The organism is Pseudonocardia sp. EV170527-09, assembly GCF_008369905.1.
Taxonomy (GTDB): domain Bacteria; phylum Actinomycetota; class Actinomycetes; order Mycobacteriales; family Pseudonocardiaceae; genus Pseudonocardia.
The window spans coordinates 86,137-109,897 of record NZ_VRMC01000004.1; the positions used below are offsets into that span (position 1 = coordinate 86,137).

The 23,761-nt window shown below is 73.5% G+C and carries 25 protein-coding genes and 1 pseudogene; 15 read left to right on the plus strand and 11 right to left on the minus strand.

The window, feature by feature from the left end; all coding sequences use genetic code 11:
- Positions 1 to 150 precede the first annotated feature (150 nt).
- The gene (locus tag FVA95_RS02160) at positions 151 to 1,662 is read left to right on the plus strand and encodes a CCA tRNA nucleotidyltransferase (protein ID WP_193564274.1); all 1,512 of its coding nucleotides are present in this window, start codon (positions 151 to 153) and stop codon (positions 1,660 to 1,662) included.
- Between the two features lie 141 nt (positions 1,663 to 1,803).
- Entirely contained in the window at positions 1,804 to 2,400 is a 597-nt protein-coding gene (locus tag FVA95_RS02165) for a YqgE/AlgH family protein (RefSeq protein WP_020621932.1), read from the plus strand.
- 211 nt (positions 2,401 to 2,611) lie between these two features.
- Here FVA95_RS02165 and FVA95_RS02170 read toward each other — a convergent pair whose 3' ends face one another.
- Positions 2,612 to 3,097 (minus strand): SdpI family protein, encoded by a 486-nt coding sequence (locus FVA95_RS02170; RefSeq protein ID WP_020621930.1) that lies wholly within the window; start codon positions 3,095 to 3,097, stop codon positions 2,612 to 2,614.
- Positions 3,098 to 3,304: 207 nt separating this feature from the next.
- On the opposite strand from FVA95_RS02170, the gene leuS reads away from it, so the two are divergent.
- Complete coding sequence (gene leuS, locus FVA95_RS02175; protein ID WP_149662699.1) at positions 3,305 to 6,148, plus strand: leucine--tRNA ligase; 2,844 nt, start codon at positions 3,305 to 3,307, stop codon at positions 6,146 to 6,148.
- 47 nt (positions 6,149 to 6,195) lie between these two features.
- Entirely contained in the window at positions 6,196 to 6,972 is a 777-nt protein-coding gene (locus tag FVA95_RS02180; protein ID WP_149662700.1) for a hypothetical protein, read from the plus strand.
- Positions 6,973 to 7,000: 28 nt separating this feature from the next.
- On the opposite strand, the gene FVA95_RS02185 is transcribed toward FVA95_RS02180, so the two are convergent.
- From FVA95_RS02185 to FVA95_RS30665, 5 genes are all read right to left on the minus strand, one after another.
- Positions 7,001 to 7,456, minus strand: coding sequence for a HEPN domain-containing protein (locus tag FVA95_RS02185; protein WP_149662701.1), 456 nt, complete (start codon positions 7,454 to 7,456; stop codon positions 7,001 to 7,003).
- Positions 7,453 to 8,208, minus strand: a complete 756-nt coding sequence (locus tag FVA95_RS02190; protein ID WP_020621928.1) for a UPF0158 family protein — start codon at positions 8,206 to 8,208, stop codon at positions 7,453 to 7,455. Before FVA95_RS02190 ends, FVA95_RS02185 begins: the two co-directional genes overlap by 4 nt.
- 74 nt (positions 8,209 to 8,282) lie before the next feature.
- Positions 8,283 to 8,747 carry a DUF1707 domain-containing protein gene (locus FVA95_RS02195; RefSeq protein WP_149662702.1) on the minus strand — a complete coding sequence of 155 codons (465 nt, stop codon included), beginning with the start codon at positions 8,745 to 8,747 and terminating at the stop codon, positions 8,283 to 8,285.
- Complete coding sequence (locus tag FVA95_RS02200; protein ID WP_149662703.1) at positions 8,686 to 9,708, minus strand: DMT family transporter; 1,023 nt, start codon at positions 9,706 to 9,708, stop codon at positions 8,686 to 8,688. The genes FVA95_RS02195 and FVA95_RS02200 overlap by 62 nt, the downstream gene beginning before the upstream one ends.
- Positions 9,705 to 9,878: a hypothetical protein gene (locus FVA95_RS30665; RefSeq protein ID WP_161992164.1), complete on the minus strand. Its 174-nt coding sequence runs from the start codon at positions 9,876 to 9,878 to the stop codon at positions 9,705 to 9,707. The genes FVA95_RS02200 and FVA95_RS30665 overlap by 4 nt, the downstream gene beginning before the upstream one ends.
- Positions 9,879 to 9,917: 39 nt before the next feature.
- Here FVA95_RS30665 and FVA95_RS02205 point away from each other — a divergent pair, with 39 nt between their 5' ends.
- The gene (locus tag FVA95_RS02205) at positions 9,918 to 10,823 is read left to right on the plus strand and encodes a LysR family transcriptional regulator (RefSeq protein ID WP_149662704.1); all 906 of its coding nucleotides are present in this window, start codon (positions 9,918 to 9,920) and stop codon (positions 10,821 to 10,823) included.
- On the opposite strand, the gene FVA95_RS02210 is transcribed toward FVA95_RS02205, so the two are convergent.
- The 4 genes from FVA95_RS02210 to FVA95_RS02225 all read right to left on the minus strand — a co-directional run bounded on the left by FVA95_RS02210 (position 10,801) and on the right by FVA95_RS02225 (position 14,338).
- Positions 10,801 to 11,541, minus strand: coding sequence for an SDR family oxidoreductase (locus FVA95_RS02210; RefSeq protein ID WP_149662705.1), 741 nt, complete (start codon positions 11,539 to 11,541; stop codon positions 10,801 to 10,803). The genes FVA95_RS02205 and FVA95_RS02210 overlap by 23 nt on opposite strands.
- Before the next feature lie 102 nt (positions 11,542 to 11,643).
- Complete coding sequence (locus FVA95_RS32565; protein ID WP_240051210.1) at positions 11,644 to 12,246, minus strand: C40 family peptidase; 603 nt, start codon at positions 12,244 to 12,246, stop codon at positions 11,644 to 11,646.
- Between the two features lie 366 nt (positions 12,247 to 12,612).
- Positions 12,613 to 13,692: an inositol-3-phosphate synthase gene (locus tag FVA95_RS02220; RefSeq protein ID WP_149662707.1), complete on the minus strand. Its 1,080-nt coding sequence runs from the start codon at positions 13,690 to 13,692 to the stop codon at positions 12,613 to 12,615.
- Between the two features lies 1 nt (position 13,693).
- Positions 13,694 to 14,338: a PadR family transcriptional regulator gene (locus FVA95_RS02225; RefSeq protein WP_149662708.1), complete on the minus strand. Its 645-nt coding sequence runs from the start codon at positions 14,336 to 14,338 to the stop codon at positions 13,694 to 13,696.
- Between the two features lie 194 nt (positions 14,339 to 14,532).
- Between FVA95_RS02225 and FVA95_RS02230 the strand changes: the two genes are divergently transcribed.
- From FVA95_RS02230 to FVA95_RS02245, 5 genes are all read left to right on the plus strand, one after another.
- Positions 14,533 to 14,928, plus strand: coding sequence for a DUF5318 family protein (locus FVA95_RS02230; protein WP_060715022.1), 396 nt, complete (start codon positions 14,533 to 14,535; stop codon positions 14,926 to 14,928).
- A complete protein-coding gene (locus tag FVA95_RS30670) occupies positions 14,921 to 15,073 on the plus strand; it encodes a hypothetical protein (protein WP_158071549.1) in 153 nt (50 codons plus the stop codon). Before FVA95_RS02230 ends, FVA95_RS30670 begins: the two co-directional genes overlap by 8 nt.
- A gap of 116 nt (positions 15,074 to 15,189) precedes the next feature.
- Positions 15,190 to 17,637 (plus strand): transglycosylase domain-containing protein, encoded by a 2,448-nt coding sequence (locus FVA95_RS02235; protein WP_205015741.1) that lies wholly within the window; start codon positions 15,190 to 15,192, stop codon positions 17,635 to 17,637.
- 95 nt (positions 17,638 to 17,732) lie between these two features.
- Positions 17,733 to 19,352 (plus strand): glycosyltransferase family 87 protein, encoded by a 1,620-nt coding sequence (locus FVA95_RS02240; RefSeq protein ID WP_370460817.1) that lies wholly within the window; start codon positions 17,733 to 17,735, stop codon positions 19,350 to 19,352.
- 416 nt (positions 19,353 to 19,768) lie between these two features.
- Positions 19,769 to 20,215 carry a CoA pyrophosphatase gene (locus FVA95_RS02245; RefSeq protein WP_368667288.1) on the plus strand — a complete coding sequence of 149 codons (447 nt, stop codon included), beginning with the start codon at positions 19,769 to 19,771 and terminating at the stop codon, positions 20,213 to 20,215.
- A gap of 51 nt (positions 20,216 to 20,266) precedes the next feature.
- Here the strand turns inward: FVA95_RS02245 and FVA95_RS02250 are convergent, their stop codons facing one another.
- Positions 20,267 to 21,034 (minus strand): deoxyribonuclease IV, encoded by a 768-nt coding sequence (locus FVA95_RS02250; RefSeq protein WP_149662710.1) that lies wholly within the window; start codon positions 21,032 to 21,034, stop codon positions 20,267 to 20,269.
- A gap of 306 nt (positions 21,035 to 21,340) precedes the next feature.
- Here FVA95_RS02250 and rpsF point away from each other — a divergent pair, with 306 nt between their 5' ends.
- The 5 genes and pseudogenes from rpsF to FVA95_RS32570 form a co-directional block, all read left to right on the plus strand.
- A complete protein-coding gene (gene rpsF, locus FVA95_RS02255; RefSeq protein WP_043277749.1) occupies positions 21,341 to 21,655 on the plus strand; it encodes a 30S ribosomal protein S6 in 315 nt (104 codons plus the stop codon).
- A gap of 11 nt (positions 21,656 to 21,666) precedes the next feature.
- On the plus strand, positions 21,667 to 22,206 hold the full coding sequence (locus FVA95_RS02260; protein WP_020623470.1) for a single-stranded DNA-binding protein: 540 nt from the start codon (positions 21,667 to 21,669) through the stop codon (positions 22,204 to 22,206).
- 54 nt (positions 22,207 to 22,260) lie between these two features.
- Positions 22,261 to 22,497, plus strand: a complete 237-nt coding sequence (gene rpsR / locus FVA95_RS02265; protein ID WP_020623471.1) for a 30S ribosomal protein S18 — start codon at positions 22,261 to 22,263, stop codon at positions 22,495 to 22,497.
- 14 nt (positions 22,498 to 22,511) lie between these two features.
- A complete protein-coding gene (gene rplI, locus FVA95_RS02270; protein WP_149662711.1) occupies positions 22,512 to 22,958 on the plus strand; it encodes a 50S ribosomal protein L9 in 447 nt (148 codons plus the stop codon).
- A gap of 642 nt (positions 22,959 to 23,600) precedes the next feature.
- Positions 23,601 to 23,761 (plus strand): annotated as a pseudogene (locus tag FVA95_RS32570) (replicative DNA helicase); the annotation flags it as partial.

The window sequence follows — 23,761 nt, forward strand, 5'->3', positions numbered from 1 at the left end:
TAACGAGGAGGTGGCCCGAAGGGGGGTCGACGAGCCGCCCTCGGCCGTGGCGTCACCCGGTCGCCCCGTCGTCGATCACCGGTCGAACGGTGCGGGACGACCGGAGGACCCGTGTCCGGCGCCCGGGCGCGTTGCCTAGACTGGCCCGTCGTGTCCTCGTCGTCCCCGTCCTCCACCGCCCGACAGGTGACCCGGCCCCCGGCCGGATCCGCCTCGGACCCGGACGAGTTGCAGCGAGCACAGGAGAACGCCGTGGTCGCACTGCTCGACGTCCCGGCCGTCGCCGACGAGCTGGCCGCCCGGTTCGCCGCCCGTGGGCACCTGCTCTACCTCGTCGGCGGCAGCGTCCGCGACGCCGTGCTGCGCGGCACCGGCGCATCGACCCGGGACTCCGGCGACCTCGACTTCACCACCGACGCCCGCCCCGAGCAGATCCTCGCGATCGTGCGCGGCTGGGCCGAGGCGGTCTGGGACACCGGGATCGCGTTCGGGACCGTCGGACTGCGCCGCGACGGGCAGACCCTCGAGGTGACGACCTTCCGCGCCGACACCTACGACGGCACCTCCCGCAACCCCGAGGTCCGCTTCGGCGACACCGTCGAGGGCGACCTCGTGCGCCGCGACTTCACGGTCAACGCCATGGCGGTCGAGCTGACCGGGCCGCAGCGCCGCTTCGTCGACCCGCACGGCGGGTTCGCCGCGCTCGCGCAGGGCGTCCTGGACACCCCGGACACCCCGGAGCGCTCCTTCTCCGACGACCCGCTGCGGATGCTGCGCGCCGCCCGGTTCGTCTCCCAGCTCGGCTTCTCCCCCGCCGCGCGGGTCACCACCGCGATGACGGCGATGGCCGACGAGCTGACCCGGATCACCGCCGAGCGAGTGCAGGCCGAGTTCACCAAGCTGATGCTCGGCGAGCACCCCCGGCGGGGTCTGGAGCTGCTCTGCGACACCGGTCTGGCCCGGCACGTCGTCCCCGAGGTCCCGGCGATGCAGCTGGAGACCGACGAGCACATGCAGCACAAGGACGTCTACACCCACTCGCTCGTCGTGATGGAGCAGGCGATCGAGCGCGAGACCGACGGGCCGGACCTCACGCTGCGCCTGGCCGCGCTGCTGCACGACATCGGCAAGCCGGCGACCCGGCGCAAGGAGCCGGACGGGCGGGTCTCGTTCCATCACCACGAGGTGGTGGGGGCGAAGATGGCCCGCAAGCGACTGCGGGCGCTCAAGTACCCGAAGGCCCTGGTCGACGACGTGTGTCAGCTCGTCTACCTGCACCTGCGGTTCCACGGCTACGGCAAGGGCGAGTGGACCGACTCGGCCGTGCGCCGCTACGTCGCCGACGCCGGGCCGCTGCTGGAGCGGCTGCACCAGCTGGTCCGCTCGGACTGCACCACGCGGAACCGGCGCCGGGCCGCGGCCCTGCAGCGCAACTACGACGGCCTGGAGAACCGGATCGCCGAGCTGCGCAAGCAGGAGGAACTCGACGCGATCCGCCCCGACCTCGACGGCAACCGGATCATGGAGCTGCTGGGCATCCCGCCGGGGCCTGCCGTCGGGAAGGCCTACCGGCACATGCTGGCGCTCCGGATGGAGCAGGGTCCGATGGACGCCGAGCAGGCCGAGGCCGCGCTGCGGGCGTGGGCGGCCGAGAACCTCTGACCCGGACGTACGTCCTGTACGGACGTGCACATCGGTGGACGTTCGTACTGTACGAACGTATGAATGATCATGTCCGGAGTACGACGCTACGGCGAACGGGTGGCAGAACCGCGTCCGCGTCGTAGGTGCGAACATGGACCCGTGCGGGAACACCGCGCCACGCGAGGCGCCGCTCTTCCCCCGGTCACGCCGGGGAGTCTGCTCGTCGCCGCCCCCGGACTGGGCGATCCGAACTTCTCCCGGACGGTCGTCTACATGATCGAGCACCGTCCGCAGGGCAGCCTCGGGGTCGTGCTCAACCGGCCGGGCCAGGCTGCCGTGCGGGACGTGCTCCCGCGCTGGGCCGGGCTCACCAGCGACCCCGGGACCATGTTCGTCGGCGGGCCGGTGGAGGCGCGCACCGCGCTCTGCCTGGCCGCCCTGCGGACCGGGGAGACCGGCAGCGGGATCGGTGGGCTGATGCCGGTCCGGCCGCCGGTGCAGCTGGTCGACCTCGACTCGGACCCGGCCCCGCTCGCGCGGCGGCTGCGCGGCCTGCGGATCTTCGCCGGCTACTCCGGCTGGGACGCGGGTCAGTTGGGCGGCGAGATCGCCCGAGGTGACTGGTACGTCGTCCCCGGCCTGCCCGACGACCTGCTGACCACCGTCTACGACCAGCTGTGGGAACGGGTGCTGCGCCGCCAGGGCGTCCCGCTGGCGCTGCTCGCCACGTTCCCGCGGGATCCGGCCTGGAACTGACGCGGTCGACGACGTCAGGGCCGCCTCGGACGATCAGGTCGCGCTACCCGGAGCCGACCGACCGCGTCGCGGTCCACGTGGCGCCGTTCGAGCGGATCACCCTCGACGGGGAGACGGTCCGCCCGCAGCCGGCGGGTTCCACGGGGGCCGGGTCACCGGAGGTCGTCGGCCCGTTCACGGGCGGGCGGGCTCGCGCGGCTGGTACGCCCGGTCAGGCCTCGTGGGACAGGCCGGTGCGGGCCCCGGGCTCCGAGCCGGGCTCGGTGCCGGTCGCGTCGCGGCAACCGGCCACCAGGTCGCAGCCGGCGCAGACCCCGCCGCAGCTCGGGGCCGCGGCCTGCGCGGCGATCGCCGCGGCGGCGGCCCGCGCCCCGACCGCGCCACCGAGACCGGCGAGCACGACCGTCCCGACCAGCGCGATCGCGCCGAGCACCCACGGGGCGGCGCCGGGGCGGTCCAGGGCCAGCAGCACCGTCCCGCCGACCAGGGCGATCACCCCGGCGGCCCCGACCGGCGGCGCGGCCACCCGGTTGGCGACCGCGAACGCGTCGGCGGTCCGCAGGCTGTCCGCGGTGCGGACACCGACGAAGCGGTTGCGCGGCAGCCGGCCGGTCGCCCCCAGTACGGCGAGGACGACGAGGACCACCCCGGCCAGCAGGAGCAGGGCGGCGAGGAGCAGGCGGAGCGTCGTGGGCACGTGACCAGGGTAGAACCCGGAGGAACGGGGGCGCCCGCCCCGGCTACCCTGGTCACATGTGCACGGCCCGCCGACTTCCCGGCGCGGCGTCGTAGCCACAACACGGCGCCGCGACGGCCCCTCCTGCGTGATGCGCACGAGGGGCCGCGACGTGTTCCGGGCCCCGAGTCGGGCCGTCACGACAGGCATCCCCGAGGTGAGACGGACATGAGCACCGAGACCACGACCGCGTCCGAGCAGCGTGCGGACCGCCCGGCGTACCGCTACGACGCCGAGATGGCCGCCCGCATCGAGCGGAAGTGGCAGGACTTCTGGGAGACCGAGCAGACCTTCCACGCCCCCGACCCGGGGCAGCCCGGCTCGGAGAAGCCGAAGGTCTACCTGATGGACATGTTCCCCTACCCCTCCGGGGCGGGGCTGCACGTCGGGCACCCGCTGGGCTTCATCGGCACCGACGTGCTGGGCCGCTACCTGCGGATGAACGGCCACAACGTGCTGCACCCGATGGGCTTCGACGCCTTCGGGCTGCCCGCCGAGCAGTACGCCGTGCAGACCGGGACGCACCCGCGGACGACGACCGAGACCAACATCGCCCGCTACCGGCAGCAGCTGCGTCAGCTGGGCCTGGGCCACGACCCGCGTCGCTCGGTGTCCACCACCGACATCGAGTTCTACCGGTGGACCCAGTGGATCTTCCGCGAGATCTTCGAGTCCTGGTACGACACCGACGCCGACCGCGCCCGCCCGATCTCCGAGCTGCGAGCCGAGCTCGAGGCCGGCACCCGCCCGACCCCGGACGGCCGTCCGTGGGCCGAGCTGTCCGAGGGCGAGCGGCGCGCGGCGATCGACGGCCACCGGCTGGCCTACATCTCCGAGGCTCCGGTCAACTGGTGCCCCGGCCTGGGCACCGTGCTGGCGAACGAGGAGGTCACCCCCGACGGCCGTTCCGAGCGCGGCAACTTCCCCGTCTTCCGCCGCAACCTGAAGCAGTGGATGATGCGGATCACCGCCTACGCCGACCGGCTGGCCGACGACCTGGACCGGGTCGACTGGCCGGAGTCGGTCAAGGCGATGCAGCGCAACTGGATCGGCCGCTCGGAGGGGGCCCGCGTCCGGTTCCCCGTCGTCGGTTCCGACGACGCCGTCGAGGTCTTCACGACCCGCCCGGACACCCTGTTCGGCGCCACCTACATGGTGCTGGCGCCCGAGCACCCGCTGGTGTTCTCGCTGGTCCCGGCGCAGTGGCCGGACGGCACCGACCCCCGCTGGACCGGTGGCGCCGCGACGCCCGCCGAGGCCGTCGCCGCGTACCGGGCCGAGGCCGCGCGCAAGTCGGAGCTGGACCGGCAGGAGAACAAGGACAAGACCGGTGTGTTCACCGGCGCGTACGCCACCAACCCGGTGAACGGCGCGGCCGTGCCGGTGTTCGTCGCCGACTACGTGCTGATGGGCTACGGCACCGGCGCGATCATGGCGGTCCCCGCCGAGGACACCCGCGACTGGGACTTCGCCGCCGCGTTCGGGCTGCCGCACGTGCGCACGGTGGCGCCGCCGTCGGACTGGGACGGTGGCGCCTACACCGGCGACGGCCCGACCATCAACTCCGCGAACGACGAGATCAGCCTGAACGGGCTGGGCGTCGACGAGGCCAAGCGCACGATCATCGACTGGCTGGCCGCGAAGGGCGCGGGCGAGGGCGTCGTGCAGTACAAGCTGCGCGACTGGCTGTTCTCCCGGCAGCGCTACTGGGGCGAGCCGTTCCCGGTCATCTGGGACGAGCACGGTCCGATCGCGCTGCCCGAGGACCAGCTGCCCGTCGTCCTGCCCGACGTCGACGACTACTCGCCCAAGACCTACGCCCCGGACGACGCGAACTCCGAGCCGGAGCCGCCGCTGTCCCGGGCGCACGAGTGGGTGGCCGTCGAGCTGGACCTGGGCGACGGCCCGAAGCAGTACCGCCGCGAGACGAACACGATGCCGCAGTGGGCCGGGTCGTGCTGGTACTACCTGCGCTACCTGGATCCGGAGAACACCGAGCGGTTCGTCTCCGCGGAGGCCGAGAAGTACTGGATCGGCAAGAACACGGCGCGGTCGGTCGCCGACCCGGGCGGCGTCGACCTGTACGTCGGCGGGGTCGAGCACGCCGTGCTGCACCTGCTGTACTCGCGGTTCTGGCACAAGGTCCTGTTCGACCTGGGCCACGTGAGCAGCGAGGAGCCGTTCCGGAAGCTGTTCAACCAGGGCTACATCCAGGCCTGGGCCTACACCGACGCCCGCGGCACCTACGTGCCGGCCGAGGAGGTCGTGGAGTCCGACAGCGGTTTCACGTGGAACGGGCAGCCCGTCACCCGGGAGTACGGGAAGATGGGCAAGTCGCTGAAGAACGTCGTGACGCCCGACGACATGTGCGACCGCTACGGCGCGGACACCTTCCGGCTGTACGAGATGTACACCGGTCCGATGGACGCCTCCCGCCCGTGGTCGACGCGTGACGTCGTCGGCCCGCAGCGGTTCCTGCAGCGGGTGTGGCGCAACCTGGTCGACGAGACGACCGGTGAGGTCACCGTCGTCGACACGGCGCCGTCGGAGGAGATCCTGCGGTCCGTGCACAAGGCGATCGCCGGCGTCCGCGCCGACTACCCCGCGCTGCACTACAACACCGCCGCCGCGAAGCTGATCGAGCTGAACAACGCCCTGACCAAGCGGGGCACGCCGGTCGAGCGCGAGGTCGCGGAGGCGCTGGTGCTGATGCTGGCACCGCTGGCCCCGCACATCGCCGAGGAGCTGTGGCAGAAGCTGGGCCACGACGACACGCTGGCCTACGCCCCGTTCCCGGTCGCCGACGAGCGCTACCTGGTCGCGGACACCGTCGAGTACCCGATCCAGGTCAACGGCAAGGTCCGCTCCCGGGTCGTCGTCGCCGCCGACGCAGGCCAGGACGACATCCGGGCGGCCGCGCTGGCCGACGAGAAGGTCGTCGCCGCGCTGGACGGGGCCGAGCCGAAGAAGGTCATCGTCGTCCCGGGGCGCCTGGTCAACGTCGTCCGGTAGGGAACGCAGGCGACCTCCTGCCCGTTGAGGCGGGCAGGAGGTCCGCCATGAGCTCACTGCTGACCCTGATCGTCGTCCTCGCCGTGGTCGCGGCCGTCGTCTGGCTGGTGCGACGGCACAATGCCGACAAGGCAGCGGCGCTCGCCGACGCCCAGGCCGAGTCCCGGCGCTGGGTGGAACGGCTCGGCGGTCAGGTCCTGGCCCTGACCGGGACCGACGAGGCGAGCCGCCAGGCGCTGGCCGACGCGGCCGAGCGCTACACCGCGGCGGGCTCGCAGATGGAGCAGGCGCGGACCCCCGCGCAGTGCCGGCAGGTCACCGAGACCGCCTACGAGGGCCTCTACTACGTCCGGGCCGCACGCACCGCGATGGGCATGGACCCCGGACCCGAGCTGCCGCCGTTGCCCGGCCAGTCCCGCGCCGGTGAGGTCACCGAGGACCGCGAGGTCGAGGTGGAGGGGCGCAGCCTGGGCGCGTCGCCGCGACCGACCGACCGCAACAGCCACTACTACCCCGGCGGGACCGTCGCCGGGCGCCCGGTGCCGCGCGGCTGGTACTCCGAGCCCTGGTGGAAGCCCGCACTCGTCGCCGGGGCCTGGGGCGTCGGCTCGGCGCTGCTGTTCACCTCGCTGTTCAGCGGGATGGCCGGCGCCGACCAGGCCGCCTACGCCGACGGGTTCGCCGACGGCGCCGCGCTCGACGACCCGGGCTTCGACGGCGGGGTCGACGGCGGGGTCGACGGAGCTGCCCCGGGCTTCGACGGCGGCTTCGACGGCGGGGGCCTGTTCGACAACGACTCCGACTTCGGCGGGGACTTCTTCTGACCCGCGCGGTCATCGCCGCTGCGGCCGGTCAGGCCCGGAACCCGCGCCGGACCGGCTTCTCCGGCCGCCGGGTCGCCCCGTTCTCCGGGGCCGGCGGCGTGGAGAGGGCGGGCTCGGCGAGCCAGGCCTCCACGGCGTCGAGGACGAACGCGGCGTCGTCGAGAGCGGCGTGCGCCTCGGCGGCGGGGGCGGTCGCGTCGGAGTGGTCGGCCAGCGCCCGCCGGTTGTAGAGCGACCGCAGCAGTCGACCGGCGCGCGGGTCCAGCGAGCGTTCCCGCACGACCCGGCGCACGAACGCGCTGACCACCTCGGAGTGCTCGGCGCGGGTCTCCCCCAGCACCAGCAGCGCGGTCTCGGCGGCGCGGAACGCGGCGTGGAACGCGCGGGAGACCGCGGCGTCGCCGAAGCCGTTCTCCGCCAGCACCCGGGCCCCGCCCAGCTCGACCCGGGCCCGGGCGAGCCCGCCGTTCACCCGCCGGGTCACCGGACCCGCACCGCCTCGGCGCGGGCCCGCACGACCGTCGGGTCGGCGGCGCGGACGAGCTCGCCCTGCCCGACCGGCAGCACGCTGATCGTCAGCCCGGTCCGCCGGGTGTGCTGCCACAGCACGTCGTCCATCGCGCGGACCTCCTCCCAGGGCAGGATCGGGACCCCGTCGTCGTCGAGCACCACGAGCAGGTCGATCGCGGACTCGACCGAGCCCTCCCCACTGGCCCAGGACCCGAACAGCAGCACCTGGCGCAGCCGGGGGCCGTAGAGCAGGGCCAGGTCGTCGGCGACGGCGGCGGGCACGTCGTCGTTGGACGGGTCCGGATCGGGGTGGCGGGCCTTGATCCGCTCGCCGTCCTCGGCGCCGATCAGGCCGGCCGCCACCAGCCAGTCCGCCGCCCGGCGCCGGGCACGGGCGTCGCGGAAGCGGTACCACTGGTCACGGACCTCGGGGAACTCGAACAGCGTGTTCTTGAACCGGCGGAACGCGCCCCGGCCGTCGATCGCGCGGTCCAGCAGCGCCGCGGCCCGGCGGTGCTGCACGCCCGCGGTGAAGTCGGACATGTCCCGGTAGGACTCCCGGCTGGTCACCGGCCGGATCTCCACCCAGTCCGGATCGGGCCGGGTGCCGCCGGACACGCCGTGCACCTCGGCGTCGGCCGGATCGAGGTACCAGGTGACCTCCGGCGTGCGGTCCTCGAGCGCGTCCGCGAGCGCGGACAGATCGAGGCGGGCGGGGTCGAGCACGGAGCGACTCTATGCCCGGTCCGGGGCGCGTGGCAGCCGTCGCGGGGCCTCGGTCCTCGGGTCGGTCCTCGTCGTCAGTCCTCGTCGTCGTCCTCGTCCTCGGAGCCGAAGAAGAACTGTGCGACGAGGACCGCGGCCCAGATCCCCATCGGCACCATCGGCCAGAAGAACGGGAGCCCCTCCCCGTCGGAGGCCGCGGAGACCGCGGTCACCACCCAGATGCCGGTCAGGATGACCGCGGTGCCGGCCCACGACCGCCACTCGGTGAGGTGCTCACGCCGCGCCTCGGCCTTCTCCACCTCCGCGGTCTCGGCGCGCACCGACGGCAGGGCCGTGCGCTCCACCGCGGGCAGGTCGGCGACCAGCCGGTCGAGATCCGCGCGGACGGTCGCCGCGTAGGCCTGCTGCAACCGCTCGTCGTACTCGGTCAGGGACAGCCGGCCTTCGTCGTGCGCCAGCGTCAGCCGCTCCGCGACCTCATTCCGTTCGGGGTCCGACACCCGCAGCACGGACCGCTCGTCGTCCCTGGACTCCCCCATGCCCGTCGAGCGTAGTGACCGAGCTGGCCACCGGGGTCGGTCGTTCGGAGGATCCCCGCCCCCGGGACCCGGCCGGACGGGTGGCGACGGCGACGCCGACCAGGCAGAGCAGGCCGCCGGCGAGCGCGGCCGGTGCGGGCACCTCCCCGAGCAGCGCCCAGGACGGCCCGACCACCAGCGGCGGGATCGCGTACGTGGTCGCGGCCAGCTTGCCCGCCGTGGTGCGGGTCAGGGCGTACCCCCAGGTCAGGAACGCGATGCCGGTCGGGAACACCCCCAGGTAGACGACGCCGGCGACGGCCGTCGCCGGCGCGGTGCCGAGCTCGGTCACCAGCGACGGCAGGAACGGCAGCAGCGCGACGGCCCCGGCGACGGCGCCGGTCCAGGTCATCGTCAGGGCGTCCACCCGGGGCAGCAGCCGCTTCTGCGCGACGGCCGCGCCCGCGTAGACCAGCGCGGCGAGCAGTCCCAGCAGCACCCCGGACAGGTCGACGCCCCCGGCGGAGGAGGCGGCCGCGATCAGCGCCACCCCGGCGAACGCGACGCCCATCCCGGCCAGCAGCCGCGCGGGGAAGCCCTCCCCGAGCAGCAGCCCGGCCAGCACGGCGACGACCACCGGCGCCACGTTCACCAGCAGCGCGGTGGTGCCGGCGTCGAGGTGCCGCTCGGCCGCGTTCAGCGCGAGGTTGTAGACGCCGAACCAGGCCGCACCCCAGATCGCCACCGCGGCCAGCAGACGTCCGCGGGGCAGGGGTGGGCCGGAGGTGCGTCTCCGGGCGCGGACGACGGTCAGGATCGCGGTCAGGGTCAGGGCCCCGAGCAGCATCCGCCCCAGGGCCAGCGCACCCGGGGACAGGTCGTGGCCGATGGCGCGGATGGCCACGAACGCCGACGCCCAGAGCACGACGGTGGTGGCCGCGGCAGCGAGCGGCAGCAGCCGGGACCGGGTCGCGGCGTTCACAGGGTGGGCCGGCGGGTGTCGTAGCCGGTGCGGACGGGCAACCGTCGCGGTCGGTCCCGGAACGACCGGTACAGCGCGGCGAGGGCGGGCGTGGTGAGGGCGAGCCGCCCCAGGTGCACGGTGGTCATGAGGACATCGTCGGACCGCTCACGGTTCAGCACCAGCGACATGTTCTGTTCCTGGATTCAGTTCTACTGTACGGTCGGGCCGTGCTCGACACCCATCGTCTGATGATCTTCCGGTCGGTCGTGGCCGGTGGGTCGGTGCAGTCCGCCGCCGCCAACCTGGGGTACACGCCGTCGGCGGTGAGCCAGCACGTCACCGCGCTGGCCCGGGAGACCGGTCTGGTGCTGTTCGAGCGGGTGGGCCGCGGGCTGCGGCCGACGGCGGCCGGGCTGCTGCTGGCCGAACAGGCCGACGCGGTGCTGGCCCGGCTCGGGGAGGCCCAGGTGCTCGTCGAGGACCTGCGCACCGGGCGCACCGGGTCGCTGTCGCTGGCCTACTTCGCCTCCGTCGGGTCCGCCTGGATGCCGCGGGTCGTGCGCAGGCTGACCGGCGGCTTCCCGGGTGTCCGGCTCGACCTGGCCCTGCGCGAGTGGCTGCCCGACGACCCGGCGGATCGCTCGGACCTGCAGATCGCCGTCGAACGACCGGATTTCGAGGCCTGGCCCGGGTTCTCGGTGCACCACCTGCTCGACGACCCCTACGTCGTCGTGCTGCCCGACGATCACCCGTTGGCCGGGGCGGAGCAGGTCGACCTGGGGGATCTGGCCGGGCAGCGGTGGGTGGACAACGACTTCGCCCGCGGGTGGTGCCGGCGCAACCTGGTCGAGGCCTGCGCCGCCGCCGGGTTCCGCCCGCCGTTCCACGTCGAGGCCCACGACTACCGCACGGCGCTGGCCTTCGTCGCCGCCGGCATCGGGATCACCGTGCTCCCCCGGCTCGGGGCCGTCGACCTGCCGGCCGGGACCTGCGCGGTGCCGGTCGTGCGCCCCACGCCGGTGCGGACGATCCTCGCGGTGGTCCGGGACGCCGCCGCTGCCGCGCCACCGTTGCTGGCGGCGCTCGACGAGCTGCGCGCGCAGTCCGCCCTCAGCCCTGCGGGCGCACCATGATCTCGGTGAGGTGGGCGTCGCGGGTCGCGGTCAGCGCGGCCAGGATCGCGGCGCCGACCGACTCGGGGCGCAGGAACTTCGAGCCGTCGTACCCGCCGCCCGCCGTCCCGGCTGCGGCGGCCTCCTGGGCCACGACCCGCTCCTGCATCGCGGTGTCCACCCGGCCCGGGTGCACGGAGGTGACCCGGATGCCGTTGCCGGACTCCTCGGCGCGCAGCGCCTCGCCGAAGGCGCGCAGTGCGAACTTGCTGGCCGCGTAGGAACCCCAGCCGGCGCGGGCGGTGAGCCCGGCGCCGGAGTTGACGAGCACGACGTCGGCCCCGGTGTCCGTCCCGGCCGCGCGCAGCGCGGGCAGCAGCAGCCGGGTCGTCTCGGCGACCGCGACGACGTTGACGTCGAACTGGTGGCGCCAGGTCTGCGCGGTGGTCTCCTCGACGGTGCCCAGCTCCCCGACCCCGGCCGAGTGGACCAGCGCGTCGAGCCGGTCGATGCCGTCGAGGGCGGTGGCCAGCGCGTCGTCGTCGGTGAGCTCGACGGCCATGGTCCGGACCGCGACCGGGCCCGCCTCGGTCAGCTCGTCGGCGAGGGCCTCCAGCCGCTTCTCGTCCCGTCCGCCGAGGACCAGGTCGTAGCGCGGCGCGAGCAGCCGGGCGGTGGCGGCGCCGATGCCCTGGGAGGCACCGGTGATCAGGGCGAGCGGGCGGCGGGGAGCGGTCACCCGGTGAACCTACGACGACCGGCCCCGTCCTGCGCGCGGACGGGGCCGGTCGTACCGGGGAGCGGGTGCGTTCAGAGCTGAGCTTCGTTCCGCAAACTTCTCTCAGACCCGGCGGGCCGAGTTGAACGGCATCCGGTCGACGTCGGAGATCTTCACCGGCTGACCGCTCGTGGAGGCGTGCACGATCTGGCCGCCGCCGATGTAGATGCCGACGTGGCTGACCGGGCTGCAGAAGAAGACCAGGTCACCGGGCTTGAGGTTCGACTTCGACACCGGGGTGCCCACCTGGGCCTGGGCACGGCTCGTGCGGGGCAGGTCCTTGCCCGCCTTGGCGAAGGCGTAGCGGACCAGGCCGGAGCAATCGAACGCGCTCGGGCCGGTGGCGCCCCAGCGGTAGGGCTTGCCGATCTGGGCCAGCGCGGTCGACATCGCGCCGCTGCGTGCGGCGGCGGCCTGCGCGGCCGGGGCCGCGGCCTGCGCCGCGGAGGAGACCGAGAGCGCGGCCGGGTTCGCGCCGCGCGTCGGCAGCACGTTCGCGGCCGGGGCGACGGCACGGGTCACGGTCTCCGCGGTGGGTGCCGCGGCGGCGGTGGTGCCCGTGGGGGCTGCGGTGGCGGCGGGGAGCACGGACAGAACTGCGGCCGCGGCGGCAGTGGTGGCCACGACGGCGACGCGGAGCGCCGGAGCGGAATGACGCTGGGGCACGGTGGGGTCCTCGGGATGTTGCACCACCGGAGGAGCGGTCGGGGCGGGATCCGTGGACGCCGGTACGAAGGGGGAGTTCCGGTGGGGAGACCGGACAGCGCTCACGACCCGCCCGCGTCGTCGCCCGGCGGTGACCCTGCACCCCTCACCCCGGATGGGCGGTGGTCGCGCAAGGCCGGACCGCACATTACGAACAGATATCGCTCGATTAAATGACGCAGAGCACATTCATTGCATGACTGCGATCACGGCGAATAACGAGAAGATTCCGGATCGGTAATTTCAGATTCCGGAACGTCTCCGGTACGGGAACGGCCCGGGGATGACCTGCGCGGTCGTCCCCGGGCCGTTGTAGCGAGAAATCGATCAGTTGTCGATCTCGCCCCGGATGAACGCCTCGACCTTGTCGCGCGCCTCGGAGTCGCGGTACTGCTCCGGCGGCGACTTCATGAAGTAGCTCGACGCCGACAGGATCGGTCCGCCGATGCCGCGGTCCTTGGCGATCTTGGCCGCCCGCACCGCGTCGATGATGATGCCCGCGGAGTTCGGGGAGTCCCAGACCTCGAGCTTGTACTCCAGGTTCAGCGGGACGTCACCGAACGCGCGGCCCTCGAGCCGGACGTAGGCCCACTTGCGGTCGTCCAGCCAGGACACGTAGTCCGACGGGCCGATGTGCACGTTGCCCTTGCCCATGTCCCGGTCCACCTGCGAGGTGACGGCCTGGGTCTTGGAGACCTTCTTGGACTCCAGCCGCTCGAGCTCCTTCATGTTCAGGAAGTCCATGTTCCCGCCCACGTTGAGCTGCATCGTGCGGTCCAGCTGCACGCCGCGGTCCTCGAACAGCTTCGCCAGCACCCGGTGGGTGATGGTCGCGCCGACCTGGGACTTGATGTCGTCGCCCACGATCGGGACACCGGCCGCGCGGAACTTCTCCGCCCACTCCGGGTCCGAGGCGATGAACACCGGCAGCGCGTTGACGAAGGCGACGCCCGCATCCAGCGCCGCCTGTGCGTAGAACCGGTCGGCATCCTCGCTGCCCACCGGCAGGTAGGACACCAGCACGTCGGCCTCGGTGTCGCGCAGCACCTGCACGACGTCGACGGGCTCGCCGTCGGCCTCGGTGATGGTCTCCCGGTAGAAGCGGCCGAGACCGTCGAGGGTCGGCCCGCGCTGCACGGTCACCCCGAGCGGCGGCACGTCCGCGATCTTGACCGTGTTGTTCTCACTGGCCGAGATCGCGTCGGCGAGATCCTGACCGACCTTCTTCGCGTCGACGTCGAACGCGGCCACGAAGGTCACGTCCCGGACGTGGTACCCGCCGAAGTCGACGTGCATCAGGCCGGGGACCTGGGTCGACGGATCGGCGTCCGCGTAGTAGTGAACCCCCTGGACCAGCGATGCCGCGCAGTTGCCCACGCCGACGACCGCCACCCGAACCTGGCTCATGTCAGGCTCCTCCTGTTGTCTCGTCCTGTCGTATCCCGCCGGTCGCGGGCCGGGATGGCCCGCCACCGGGGAAGGTCCTCTCGTCACGGCCGTCCGTGGCGCCCTGCTCGGCCCGTTCGGTCGCGATCAGCTCGTTCAGCCAGCACACCTCGCGCTCGGAGCACTCCAGCCCGAGCCGGTGCAGCTCGCGGGTGTAGCGGTCGACGCCCTCGCAGGGTCTGCCGAGTGCGGTGCGCAGGCCGTCCCGGCGTTCCTCGACGGCCCGTCTGCGGCCCTCCAGGATCCGGATCCTGGTCTCCGCCGGTGTCCGCGCGAAGAACGCCAGGTGCACGTCGAAGCTTCCGTCCTCCCAGGCCTGGGGGCCGGCCTCGGCGAGCATGGCAGCGAACCGGTCCCGGCCCGCCGGGGTGATGCGGTAGACCCGCCTGCCCCGTCGCAGCCGTCCCGGAGTGCGTCCGTACTGATCACCCGCCTCGTCGGTGGTCTCGGTGATCGACCCGGCCCGGAGCAGCCGGCGCAGGGCCGGGTACAACGAGCCGTAGGAGAACGCGCGGAAGCCGCCGAGCCGGCGACCGAGCTGCTTGCGCAGCTCGTACCCGTGCAGCGGACCGTCCTGGAGCAGGCCGAGGACCGCGAAGTCCAGCATCGCGACCTCCTCCGTGCGGACCGCCGACCGGTCACCCTATCGGTCCGATACATCGATCCGCCCGTGTGATGATCGTGATCACAGGCGAGCGCGGACCGGACGAGTCCCCCGACCAGGGACGGAACGGTCGTGCCCGCAGGGCCCCGTGCGGGACGGCGATGGGTCCGCGGGTCCGTCCCGCGTACCCTGGACGGGTGCTCAGCCCGCGACAGGTGGTGGACTACGCCCTGCAGCGCCGTGCTCTGCTGGCCGACGTCCGGGCCGGTCGGGTCGGCCGTGAGGAGGTGTGTGATGCGGGTGCCTACCTGCTCCGCGCCGCGCGCTTCCACGGCGCCCCCGCCGATCGGGCCTGTCCGGTCTGCCGGCACGACGAGCTCGCCCAGGTCTCCTGGGTGTTCGGCGAGAGTCTGCGTCACGTCTCCGGCTCGGCCCGCTCCGCGGCGGACCTCGAGCAGCTCGCGGCGCAGGTCGCCGACTTCTCGGTGCACGTCGTCGAGGTGTGCACCGAGTGCCGCTGGAACCACCTGGTCCGCTCGTTCGTCCTCGGCACCGGCCGCCCCCGCCGTGGCCGGCGGAGTGCGGGTGGCTGAGTCCGATGGCGCCCTGCCCGACGAGCACGACCACCCGGACCGCGTGCACCGCGCCGGTCCGACGCCGGATCCCCTCGGCCCCGGGCACCCCCGGCCCGGGTTGCTGCGGATCCGGTCCACCGCATCCCACGGAGCCGCCCGGTGAACGACGAGCGTGACCCCCGGCGCACCCCGCCGCCGCCCCCGCCCCCCGGTCCCCCGCGGTCCCGCCCCCCGATGCCCCCACCGCCACCCCGGCCGGGCGCGGGCCCCCGTCCTCCGATGCCCCCCCCGCCCCCCGGCCGTCCGCCGGTGGGTGGCCGTCCCGCGCCCGCGGGACCGCCGCCGCGCCCGGTCCCCCAGCCCCCGCCGCCGCTGCTGACCCACGACGACTCGGGGGTCGGCCACTTCGACCCGGTCGTCCGGCCGGCCCAGGCCGGTCCGCGCACGGCCACCCCGCAGCGCACCGGCCCTCCGCCGGCCGGTGCGGCGGCGGCCGCGGCGGCACCGGCCACGGCCCCCCGTCGAGGGGCCGGGGGCGGCAGGCCGCCCGGCCCGCCCGGTCGTTCCGACGGTCGCGGTCCCGGCGACGGCGGCGACGGGAAGAAGAAGCCCGGCCGTCGTCGCCGGCTCCGGCGCTGGCTCATCGGGCTCGCCGCGGTAGCGGTGATCGGCCCGCTTGTCGCCTTCGCGATCGGCTGGCTGGTCTTCCCGGTCCCCGCGGCCGACGACATCGCGGTCACCCAGGTCGCGACCTTCACCTACGCCGACGGCGCCCCGCTGGCCACCGTTCGGCCGGACAACGTCAACCGGACCAGTGTCGACCTGTCCCAGGTCCCGGTGCCGGTCCAGCAGGCCGTGCTGTCCGCCGAGGACCGCACGTTCTTCTCCAACCCCGGCTTCGACATCACCGGCATCGCGCGGGCGGTGATCAACCAGCTCTCCGGCGGGATCGGCGGCGGCTCGACGATCACCCAGCAGTACATCAAGGTGACCACCGGCAACGACCAGTACTCGCTGTTCCGCAAGTTCCGCGAGGTCGTGCTGGCCGCGAAGATGTCCAAGGAGATGACCAAGGAGCAGATCCTCGGCAACTACCTGAACGCGATCTACCTGGGTCGCGGCGCCTACGGCATCCAGGCCGCCAGCCAGGCGTACTTCGGGAAGAACGTCCAGGACCTGAACGCCTCCGAGGGCGCGATGATCGCCGGGCTGATCCAGTCGCCGTCGCGCTGGGACCCGGCGAAGAACCTCGAGATGTCCCAGCAGCGGTGGAACTTCGTGCTCGACGGCATGGTCGCCCAGGGCTGGATGAGCCCGGCCGAGCGGGCGCAGCAGAGGTTCCCGCAGTGGAGGGAGGCCTCCGCGGCCGAGGGCGGGGGCATCCCCGGTGACGACAAGGGCCACATCTACAACGCGGCCCGCGCCGAGCTGGAGAAGCTCGGGATCTCCGAGACCGAGATCAACACCCAGGGCCTGACGGTCACCACGACGATCGACCCGAAGGCCCAGGAGGACGCGGCGAAGGCCGTCCAGAAGGTGATGGAGGGCCAGCCCGCCAACCTGCGGTCCTCGCTGGTGTCGGTGAACCCGAAGACCGGCGCGGTCATCGCCTACTTCGGCGGGGAGAACGGCGTCGGTCTCGACTACGCCTCGGTGCTCAAGCAGCCCGGCTCGTCGTTCAAGCCGTTCGTGCTCGCGGCGGCGCTGCAGGCGAACCCGCCGGTCGGCCTCGGCACGATCTACGACGGCTCCTCCCCCCAGGAGCTCGCCGGCACCACGGTCACCAACTCGGAGGGCGTGAGCTGTGGCCAGTGCTCGGTGAAGGAGGCCATGACCAAGTCGATCAACACGGTCTTCTACCGGATGGGCCTCGACGTCGGCCCGCAGCGGGTCGCCGACGCCGCGCACCAGGCCGGCATCCCCGCCGACCTGCTGCCGAACCCCACCGGCGGCATCTCGCTGGGTGACCGCGAGGTCCACCCCGAGGACATGGCCGCGGCCTACGCCACGTTCGCGGCCGACGGCATGCGGCGCGACCCGTTCCTGGTCGCGAAGGTCACCGCCAGCGACGGCCGGGTCATCTACGACCGCGGCAGCACCGACAACGGCCAGCAGGTCATGCCGGCCGAGGTCGCCCGCAACGTCACCGAGTCCATGACCGACGTCGCGAGCTCGTCGCGGATCGGGCTGGACGGGCGTCCGGTCGCCGCGAAGACCGGCACCGTGCAGAGCAGCGTCGAGGGTCAGAACAACGACGCCTGGACCGTCGGCTACACCCCGTCGGTGTCCACCGCCGTGTGGGTCGGCACCGACGACAACTCCCCGATCAAGAACTCCGCGGGACGTCCGGTCTACGGGCGGATGCTGCCCGGCTCGATCTGGCAGTCGTTCATGACCGACGTGCTGCGGGGGACCCCGGTGGAGCAGTTCTCCGACTTCGAGCCGATCGGCCAGGCCCCGGCGCGGGCCGTCTCGAACGACTCGGGGCAGGGCGACGAGCAGCAGACCACCACCACCCAGGAGCCCGGCGACGGCCGCGACAACGGCGACAACGGCGACCGGGGTGACCGCGCGGACCGGGGTGACTCCTCGGGCGACGGCTCGGGCGACGCGTCCGGCGACGGCAACAGCGGCGACGGCGGCAACGGCGACGGCAGCGGTGACGGCGACGGTCAGCCAGGCTCCGACGCGGGCCGGGACCGTCCGGGCCGTGGGGGCGACAACTGACCGCAGGCGCCCGGCCCGGAGCCGCACCCCCCGTTCCCCACGAGGCGTCGGGGGCGGGCGTCCGGGACCGGGACATCCCGACCTGGACCGAGCCGTTGGCGCGCGCCGCCAGCCGGGTCGTCGGCGGCCCGATGGGCCGGCACGCACTCGTCGGGCGGTCCCGGTGGTGGACGCCGCTGCGGGTGGTGCTGCTGTTCGCCGTCGTCGTGCTGGCGCTGGGCTGGCTGGGCAAGGCGGCCTGCCTGCAGGAGTACCGCACCCCGGACGGTGCGCTCGCGCTGGACTGGCGCAACGACCGTCAGTACGTCGCGATGTGCTACTCCGACACCGTCCCGCTCTACGGGCTGGAGGGTCTCGCCGACGACGCCGTGCCCTACCGCGACGCCTGGTTCGAGACCGCCGCCGACGGCTCCCGCACCGCCCGGTACATGGAGTACCCGGTCGTCACCGGGATGTTCCAGTACCTCAACGCGCAGCTGACCGACGGCTGGCAGTGGCTGGCCGAGCGGCTGCCGCTGCCGTCCGCGCTCGACGTCGTCGTCTACTTCGACGTCACCGCGATCTGGCTGGCCATGGCCTGGCTGGTGGTCGTGTGGGCGGTGCTGATGCTCCGCCCGGAACGCCCGTGGGACGCCGCGCTGGTCGCGCTGTCGCCGCTGGTGGTGGTGCACGCGTTCACCAACTTCGACACGCTCACCGTCGCGCTCGCGACCGGCGCGCTGCTCGCGCTGCGCCGGGACCGGCCCGTCTGGGCCGGGCTGCTGCTCGGGATCGGCGGCGCGGCGAAGCTCTACCCGCTGCTGCTCCTGCTGCCGGTGCTGCTCGTCGGCTGGCGACGCCGCGACGACGGCGGCCTCCCGCGTGCCGCCTGGACGATCGGCGCCGCGGTCCTCGCCTGGGTGGCGGTGAACCTCCCGGTCGCGCTGGCCTGGCCCCGCGGCTGGGCCGAGTTCTTCCTGCTCAACCGCACGCGCCCGGCCGACCCGGACTCGGTCTGGTACTCGCTGTACTGGTTCACCGGCTGGTCCGGCTTCGACGGCCCGCTCGGTGACGGGCAGTCCCCCACCGTGCTCAACACCGTCACCGCGGTGCTCATGGTGCTGGCGTTCGTCGCGATCGCCGCTCTGGCGCTGCGCGCTCCGCGGCCGCCCGCGGTCGCCGAGCTGGCCTTCCTGACGGTCGCGGCGTTCCTGCTGCTGAACAAGGTGTGGAGCCCGCAGTACTCGCTGTGGCTGGTCCCGCTCGCGGTGCTCGCCCTGCCGCGCTGGCGGCTCCTGCTGGCGTGGATGACCGTCGACGCGCTGGTGTGGGTACCGCGGATGTACCAGTACCTCGGCGTCGCGAACAAGGGGCTGCCCCCCGAGCCGTTCCTGGTGACGGTGCTGGTCCGCGACGCCGTGGTCGTCGCCCTGTGCGTGCTCGTCGTCCGGCAGATCCTGCGGCCCGGCACCGACCCGGGCCGGGACCCGGAGCCGGTGTGGCCGGTCGGCCCACGTTCCTCCCGGGCTGCCGTGCCCCCAGTGCCCGCCGGCGCGTCCGCCGGGGCCGTGCCCGCACGGAGCGGGCGGCGCCGGAGCGGGGACGGCGGCGGACCCGGCGCCACCGGTCCGGACGGCGCGACCCGGTCCACCGGCTCCGGCCGGGCCACCCGCGCGGCCGCACCCCAGCCGTGGCCGTCCCGGGCGGCCCGCCCCCGGCGCGACCCCGCGGACTGACCCCGCGGACCGACTCGCTGCTGCTCCGTCCGTCGACGGCCGGCGGCGCGGCCGCCCGGGCGGTCCGGCCCCGGGCCCGTGCGCGCCGGGCTCGGCACGGCGCGGGGTGGCGCCGCACGGGGTGTGACGTGCGCGGCGGCGACGGAGACCGGTGCGGCGCCCGGCCGGGTGCGACGATCGGGACATGGCCGACGACGTGGTGGTCCCGGAACCGGTGCAGCAGCGGCTGCGGGAGCGTGTCGAGGCGGCGCTGACGACGCTCCCCCCCGGCCGAGCGCCGGGCCGCGTCGGAGGCGGACCGGGCGGGGAAACGGGCCGCCGCCGTCACCCTGACGCTGCTGCCGGTCCCCGGTGCCACCGGCGACGGCCGTCTCGCCGACGAGGTCGCGTTCGTCCTGACCCGGCGCGCCCGGTCGCTGCGGGCGCACTCCGGGCAGTGGGCCCTACCGGGCGGGCGGCTCGACCCGGGTGAGACCGCCGAGGAGGCGGGGCGCCGCGAGGTGTCCGAGGAGATCGGGCTCGAACTCGGTCCGGACCGCGTGCTCGGCCTGCTCGACGACTACCCGACCCGATCCGGCTACGTCATCACCCCGGTCGTGCTGTGGGCCGGCGGTGCGGGCGAGCCGACGCCGAACCCGGACGAGGTCGCCGAGCTGTACCGCCCGCCGCTGGCCGAGATCGACCACGAGCCGCGGTTCCTCACGATCCCCGAGTCCGACGCCCCGGTGATCCAGGTGCCGCTGTTCGACCGCTTCGTCCACGCCCCCACCGGGGCGGTGCTCCACCAGTTCCGCGAGGTCGTCCTGCACGGGCGCCCCACCCGGGTCGCGCACCTGGAGCAGCCGGTCTTCGCCTGGCGCTGAGGGACCCCGGGGCTCACGCCGTCCGGCCGGCTCGCCTGCACCGCCCGAGCCTCAGGTGTGCTCCCGCAGGAACGCGATGTCGCGGGCCTGCCCCTCGGCCGGGGTCTCCACCACGACCGGCGCCCCCGCCGCCGCGACGACGGCGGCCAGCTCGTCCGGCGGGATCGTGCCGTCGTCGATGTTGGCGTGCCGGTCGCGGGCCGAGTCGAACGCGTCGCGCGAGTTGTTCAGGTGGATCAGGTCGATCCGCCCGGTGATCCCCCGGACCCGCTCGACGATCCCGGCCAGCTCCTCGCCGCCGGCGAAGGCGTGGCAGGTGTCCAGGCAGAACCCGACGCCGAACTCGCCCACGGCGTCCCACAGCCGGCCCAGCGCGTCGAACCGGCGGGCCATCGCGTTGTCCCCACCTGCGGTGTTCTCGATCAGGACGGGCACGTCGAAGCCGTGCTCACCGGCCTGGCGCTCGACGAACTTGCGCCAGTTGTCGACGCCGACCGCCGGGTCGTCGTCCTTCGTGACGTGGCCGCCGTGCACGACCAGCCCGAACGCGCCGACCTCGGCGGCCCCGGCCAGGTGGTGCTGGACGATCGTGCGGCTGGGGATGCGGATCCGGTTGTTCGTGGACGCGACGTTCGCGGTGTAGGGCGCGTGCACCACCACCGCGACGTCCGAGGCGGCCAGCTCCGCGGCCCGCGGGTGCGGCGGCGGCTTCTTCCAGCCCTGCGGGTCGGACAGGAAGAGCTGGATCACCTCGGCCCCGACCTCGGCGGCCGCGGCCAGGGGGTCCTCGGCGTCGCGGACGTGTGCTCCGATCTGCATGCGGGCACGGTAGCGAGGACCCCCGACAGTCCTCGGCCGCCGGTGGCGTCCGCCGCGGCGCGGCCCCCGCGGGAGGCCGCGGACCGGGCACCCGTACGGCGACGGGTGTCCCCGCGGGCCCGACCGGACCCGTCGCGGCGATCCACGTACCCGCAGGTCGGGGCCGGACCGGGCGTTGCTAGCCTGTACCGGCATCCCCGCAGGTCCCGTGCATTCCGCCGGAAACCGTCGGGGTGCACTGAGAACCTCCTGTCACGGCCGTCCGGGCCGTGACCGTTTCGAGTCCATAGGAGGTGAGTGGTTCTCATGCGTCATTACGAGGTCATGGTCATCCTCGACGGCGGCCTGGACGAGCGCACTGTGCAGCCGTCCCTGGAGCAGTTCCTCACCGTCGTGAAGAACGACGGCGGATCGGTCGAGAAGATCGAGGTCTGGGGCAAGCGCCGCCTGGCCTACGAGATCAAGAAGCAGGGCGAGGCCATCTACGCGGTCCTCGACATCACCGCGGAGCCCGCCACCGTCGCCGAGCTGGACCGCCAGCTGGGTCTGAACGAGTCCGTGCTGCGCACCAAGGTCCTGCGCAAGGACGTCACCCGCACGCCGGCGCCCGCCGCCGGCTGATTGGAGCCGTCATGGCCGGCGAGACCGTCATCACCGTCGTGGGCAACCTGACGGCGGATCCCGAGCTGCGGTTCACCCCGTCCGGCGCCGCGGTCGCCAACTTCACCGTGGCGTCCACCCCGCGCACCTTCGACCGCCAGTCCGGCGAGTGGAAGGACGGCGAGGCGCTCTTCCTGCGCTGCAACATCTGGCGCCAGGCGGCGGAGAACGTCGCCGAGTCCCTGACCCGCGGCGCGCGCGTCGTGGTCCAGGGTCGTCTGCGCCAGCGGTCGTTCGAGACCAAGGAAGGCGAGAAGCGGACCGTCGTGGAGATGGAGGTCGACGAGGTCGGCCCGTCCCTGCGCTACGCGACCGCCAAGGTCAACAAGGTCAACCGGGGCGGAGGCTCCGGTGGCTTCGGTGGCGGCGGCGGTGGCTACGACGGCGGTGGCGCCCGACAGGGTGGCGGTTCCGGCGGTGGAGGCAACTCCGGCGGCGGTTATGACGACCCCTGGGGTTCGGCCCCGCCCGCGGGCAGTGGCGCCGCGTCCGACGACGAGCCCCCCTTCTGATCCACGTACCTCTCCGCCCGTGACGGGCGGAGGACGATCTCCAGGAGCACCACCATGGCCAAGGCCATCGTGCGCAAGCCGAAGAAGAAGGTCTGCGCTTTCTGCAAGGACAAGGCCCAGCTGATCGACTACAAGGACACCGGTCTGCTGCGGAAGTTCATCTCCGACCGCGGGAAGATCCGTGCCCGTCGGGTCTCCGGCAACTGCCGGCAGCACCAGCGGGACGTCGCCGTCGCGGTCAAGAACTCCCGCGAGGTGGCCCTGCTGCCGTACACCTCGACCGCTCGCTGAGGAAGGGGAGACACATGAAGCTCATCCTCAACGCCGACGTCCCGAACCTGGGTGCCCCGGGTGACATCGTCGAGGTCAAGGACGGCTACGGCCGCAACTACCTGCTGCCGCGCAAGCTCGCGGTCGTCGCCACCCGTGGCGCCGAGAAGCAGGTCGAGCAGATCCGCCGGGCCCAGAAGTCCCGCGAGATCCGCGACCTGGGCCGCGCCCAGCAGGTCGACTCGCAGCTGCGCAACATCAACGTGACCGTCTCGGCCAAGGCCGGGGACACGGGCCGCCTGTTCGGCTCGATCACCCCCGCCCAGGTCGTCGACGCCGTCAAGGCGGCCGGCGGTCCGCTGCTGGACAAGCGCAGCATCGACGTCCCGGGTCACCTCAAGACCCTGGGCAAGCACCAGGTGCAGGTCCGCCTGCACCCGGAGGTCACCACCGAGCTGCCGATCGCGGTCGTCGCGAGCTGAGCGGTTCGGTGGTCGTACGACCACCGAGCGTGATCAGGGCGGGGTTCGGAGCCATGTGCTCCGGACCCCGCCCTTTCGCGTGTCCGGAGCCGGCCGTACGGGCGCCACGGACACGGTGTGCAGTCCCGGGTGGACGATCGACACCGATCGAATGACCCCGCACCGGGATGCCTTGTCACGCAGCCGACACGCCGCCCGGTGACGATCCACTCGTCGGGCGGGCCTGTGGACGCGCCGGGCGGTGAACGGCCCGCCGGGCGCTCCGACACGCCCGTACGCGGCGTGCGACGACACGCCAGAGCAAAGTTGTCCACAGCTGTGAGTATGCCTCTGACCTGTGGATACGGCCCGTTCCAGGATGCTGTCCCCAGGTTGTCCCCAGCACGGTCCCGGGACGGGCGGCATCCGTGCACAGTTCATCCCCAGTTCGATCACCAGGCCGGTTCGCCACGGGCCCTGCGGCCGACCTACTGTCGGTCGTGCCGGCACGCGAGCGCCGTGCTCCCCGGGTCGCGCCCGCCGCGGTCCGTCGGGCACCACGCCGGCCGGCAGATCACCGACGACGGTCGTGGGTGGGCGGTACGCATCACTCGCGCGTCGAACGTGCGTTCGGTACTGTGTCCACCGGGGGTGACGCTGCGTATGGCTCTGACGGACGATCGTCCCGGCAACAAGCCCCGTGCGGTCCGTGACGGCGAGAAGGCGTCCGGATCCGGCGAGAGCGCGACGTTCGACCGTCAGCCGCCGCAGGACCTCACGGCCGAACAGTCGGTGCTCGGCGGCATGCTGCTGAGCAAGGACGC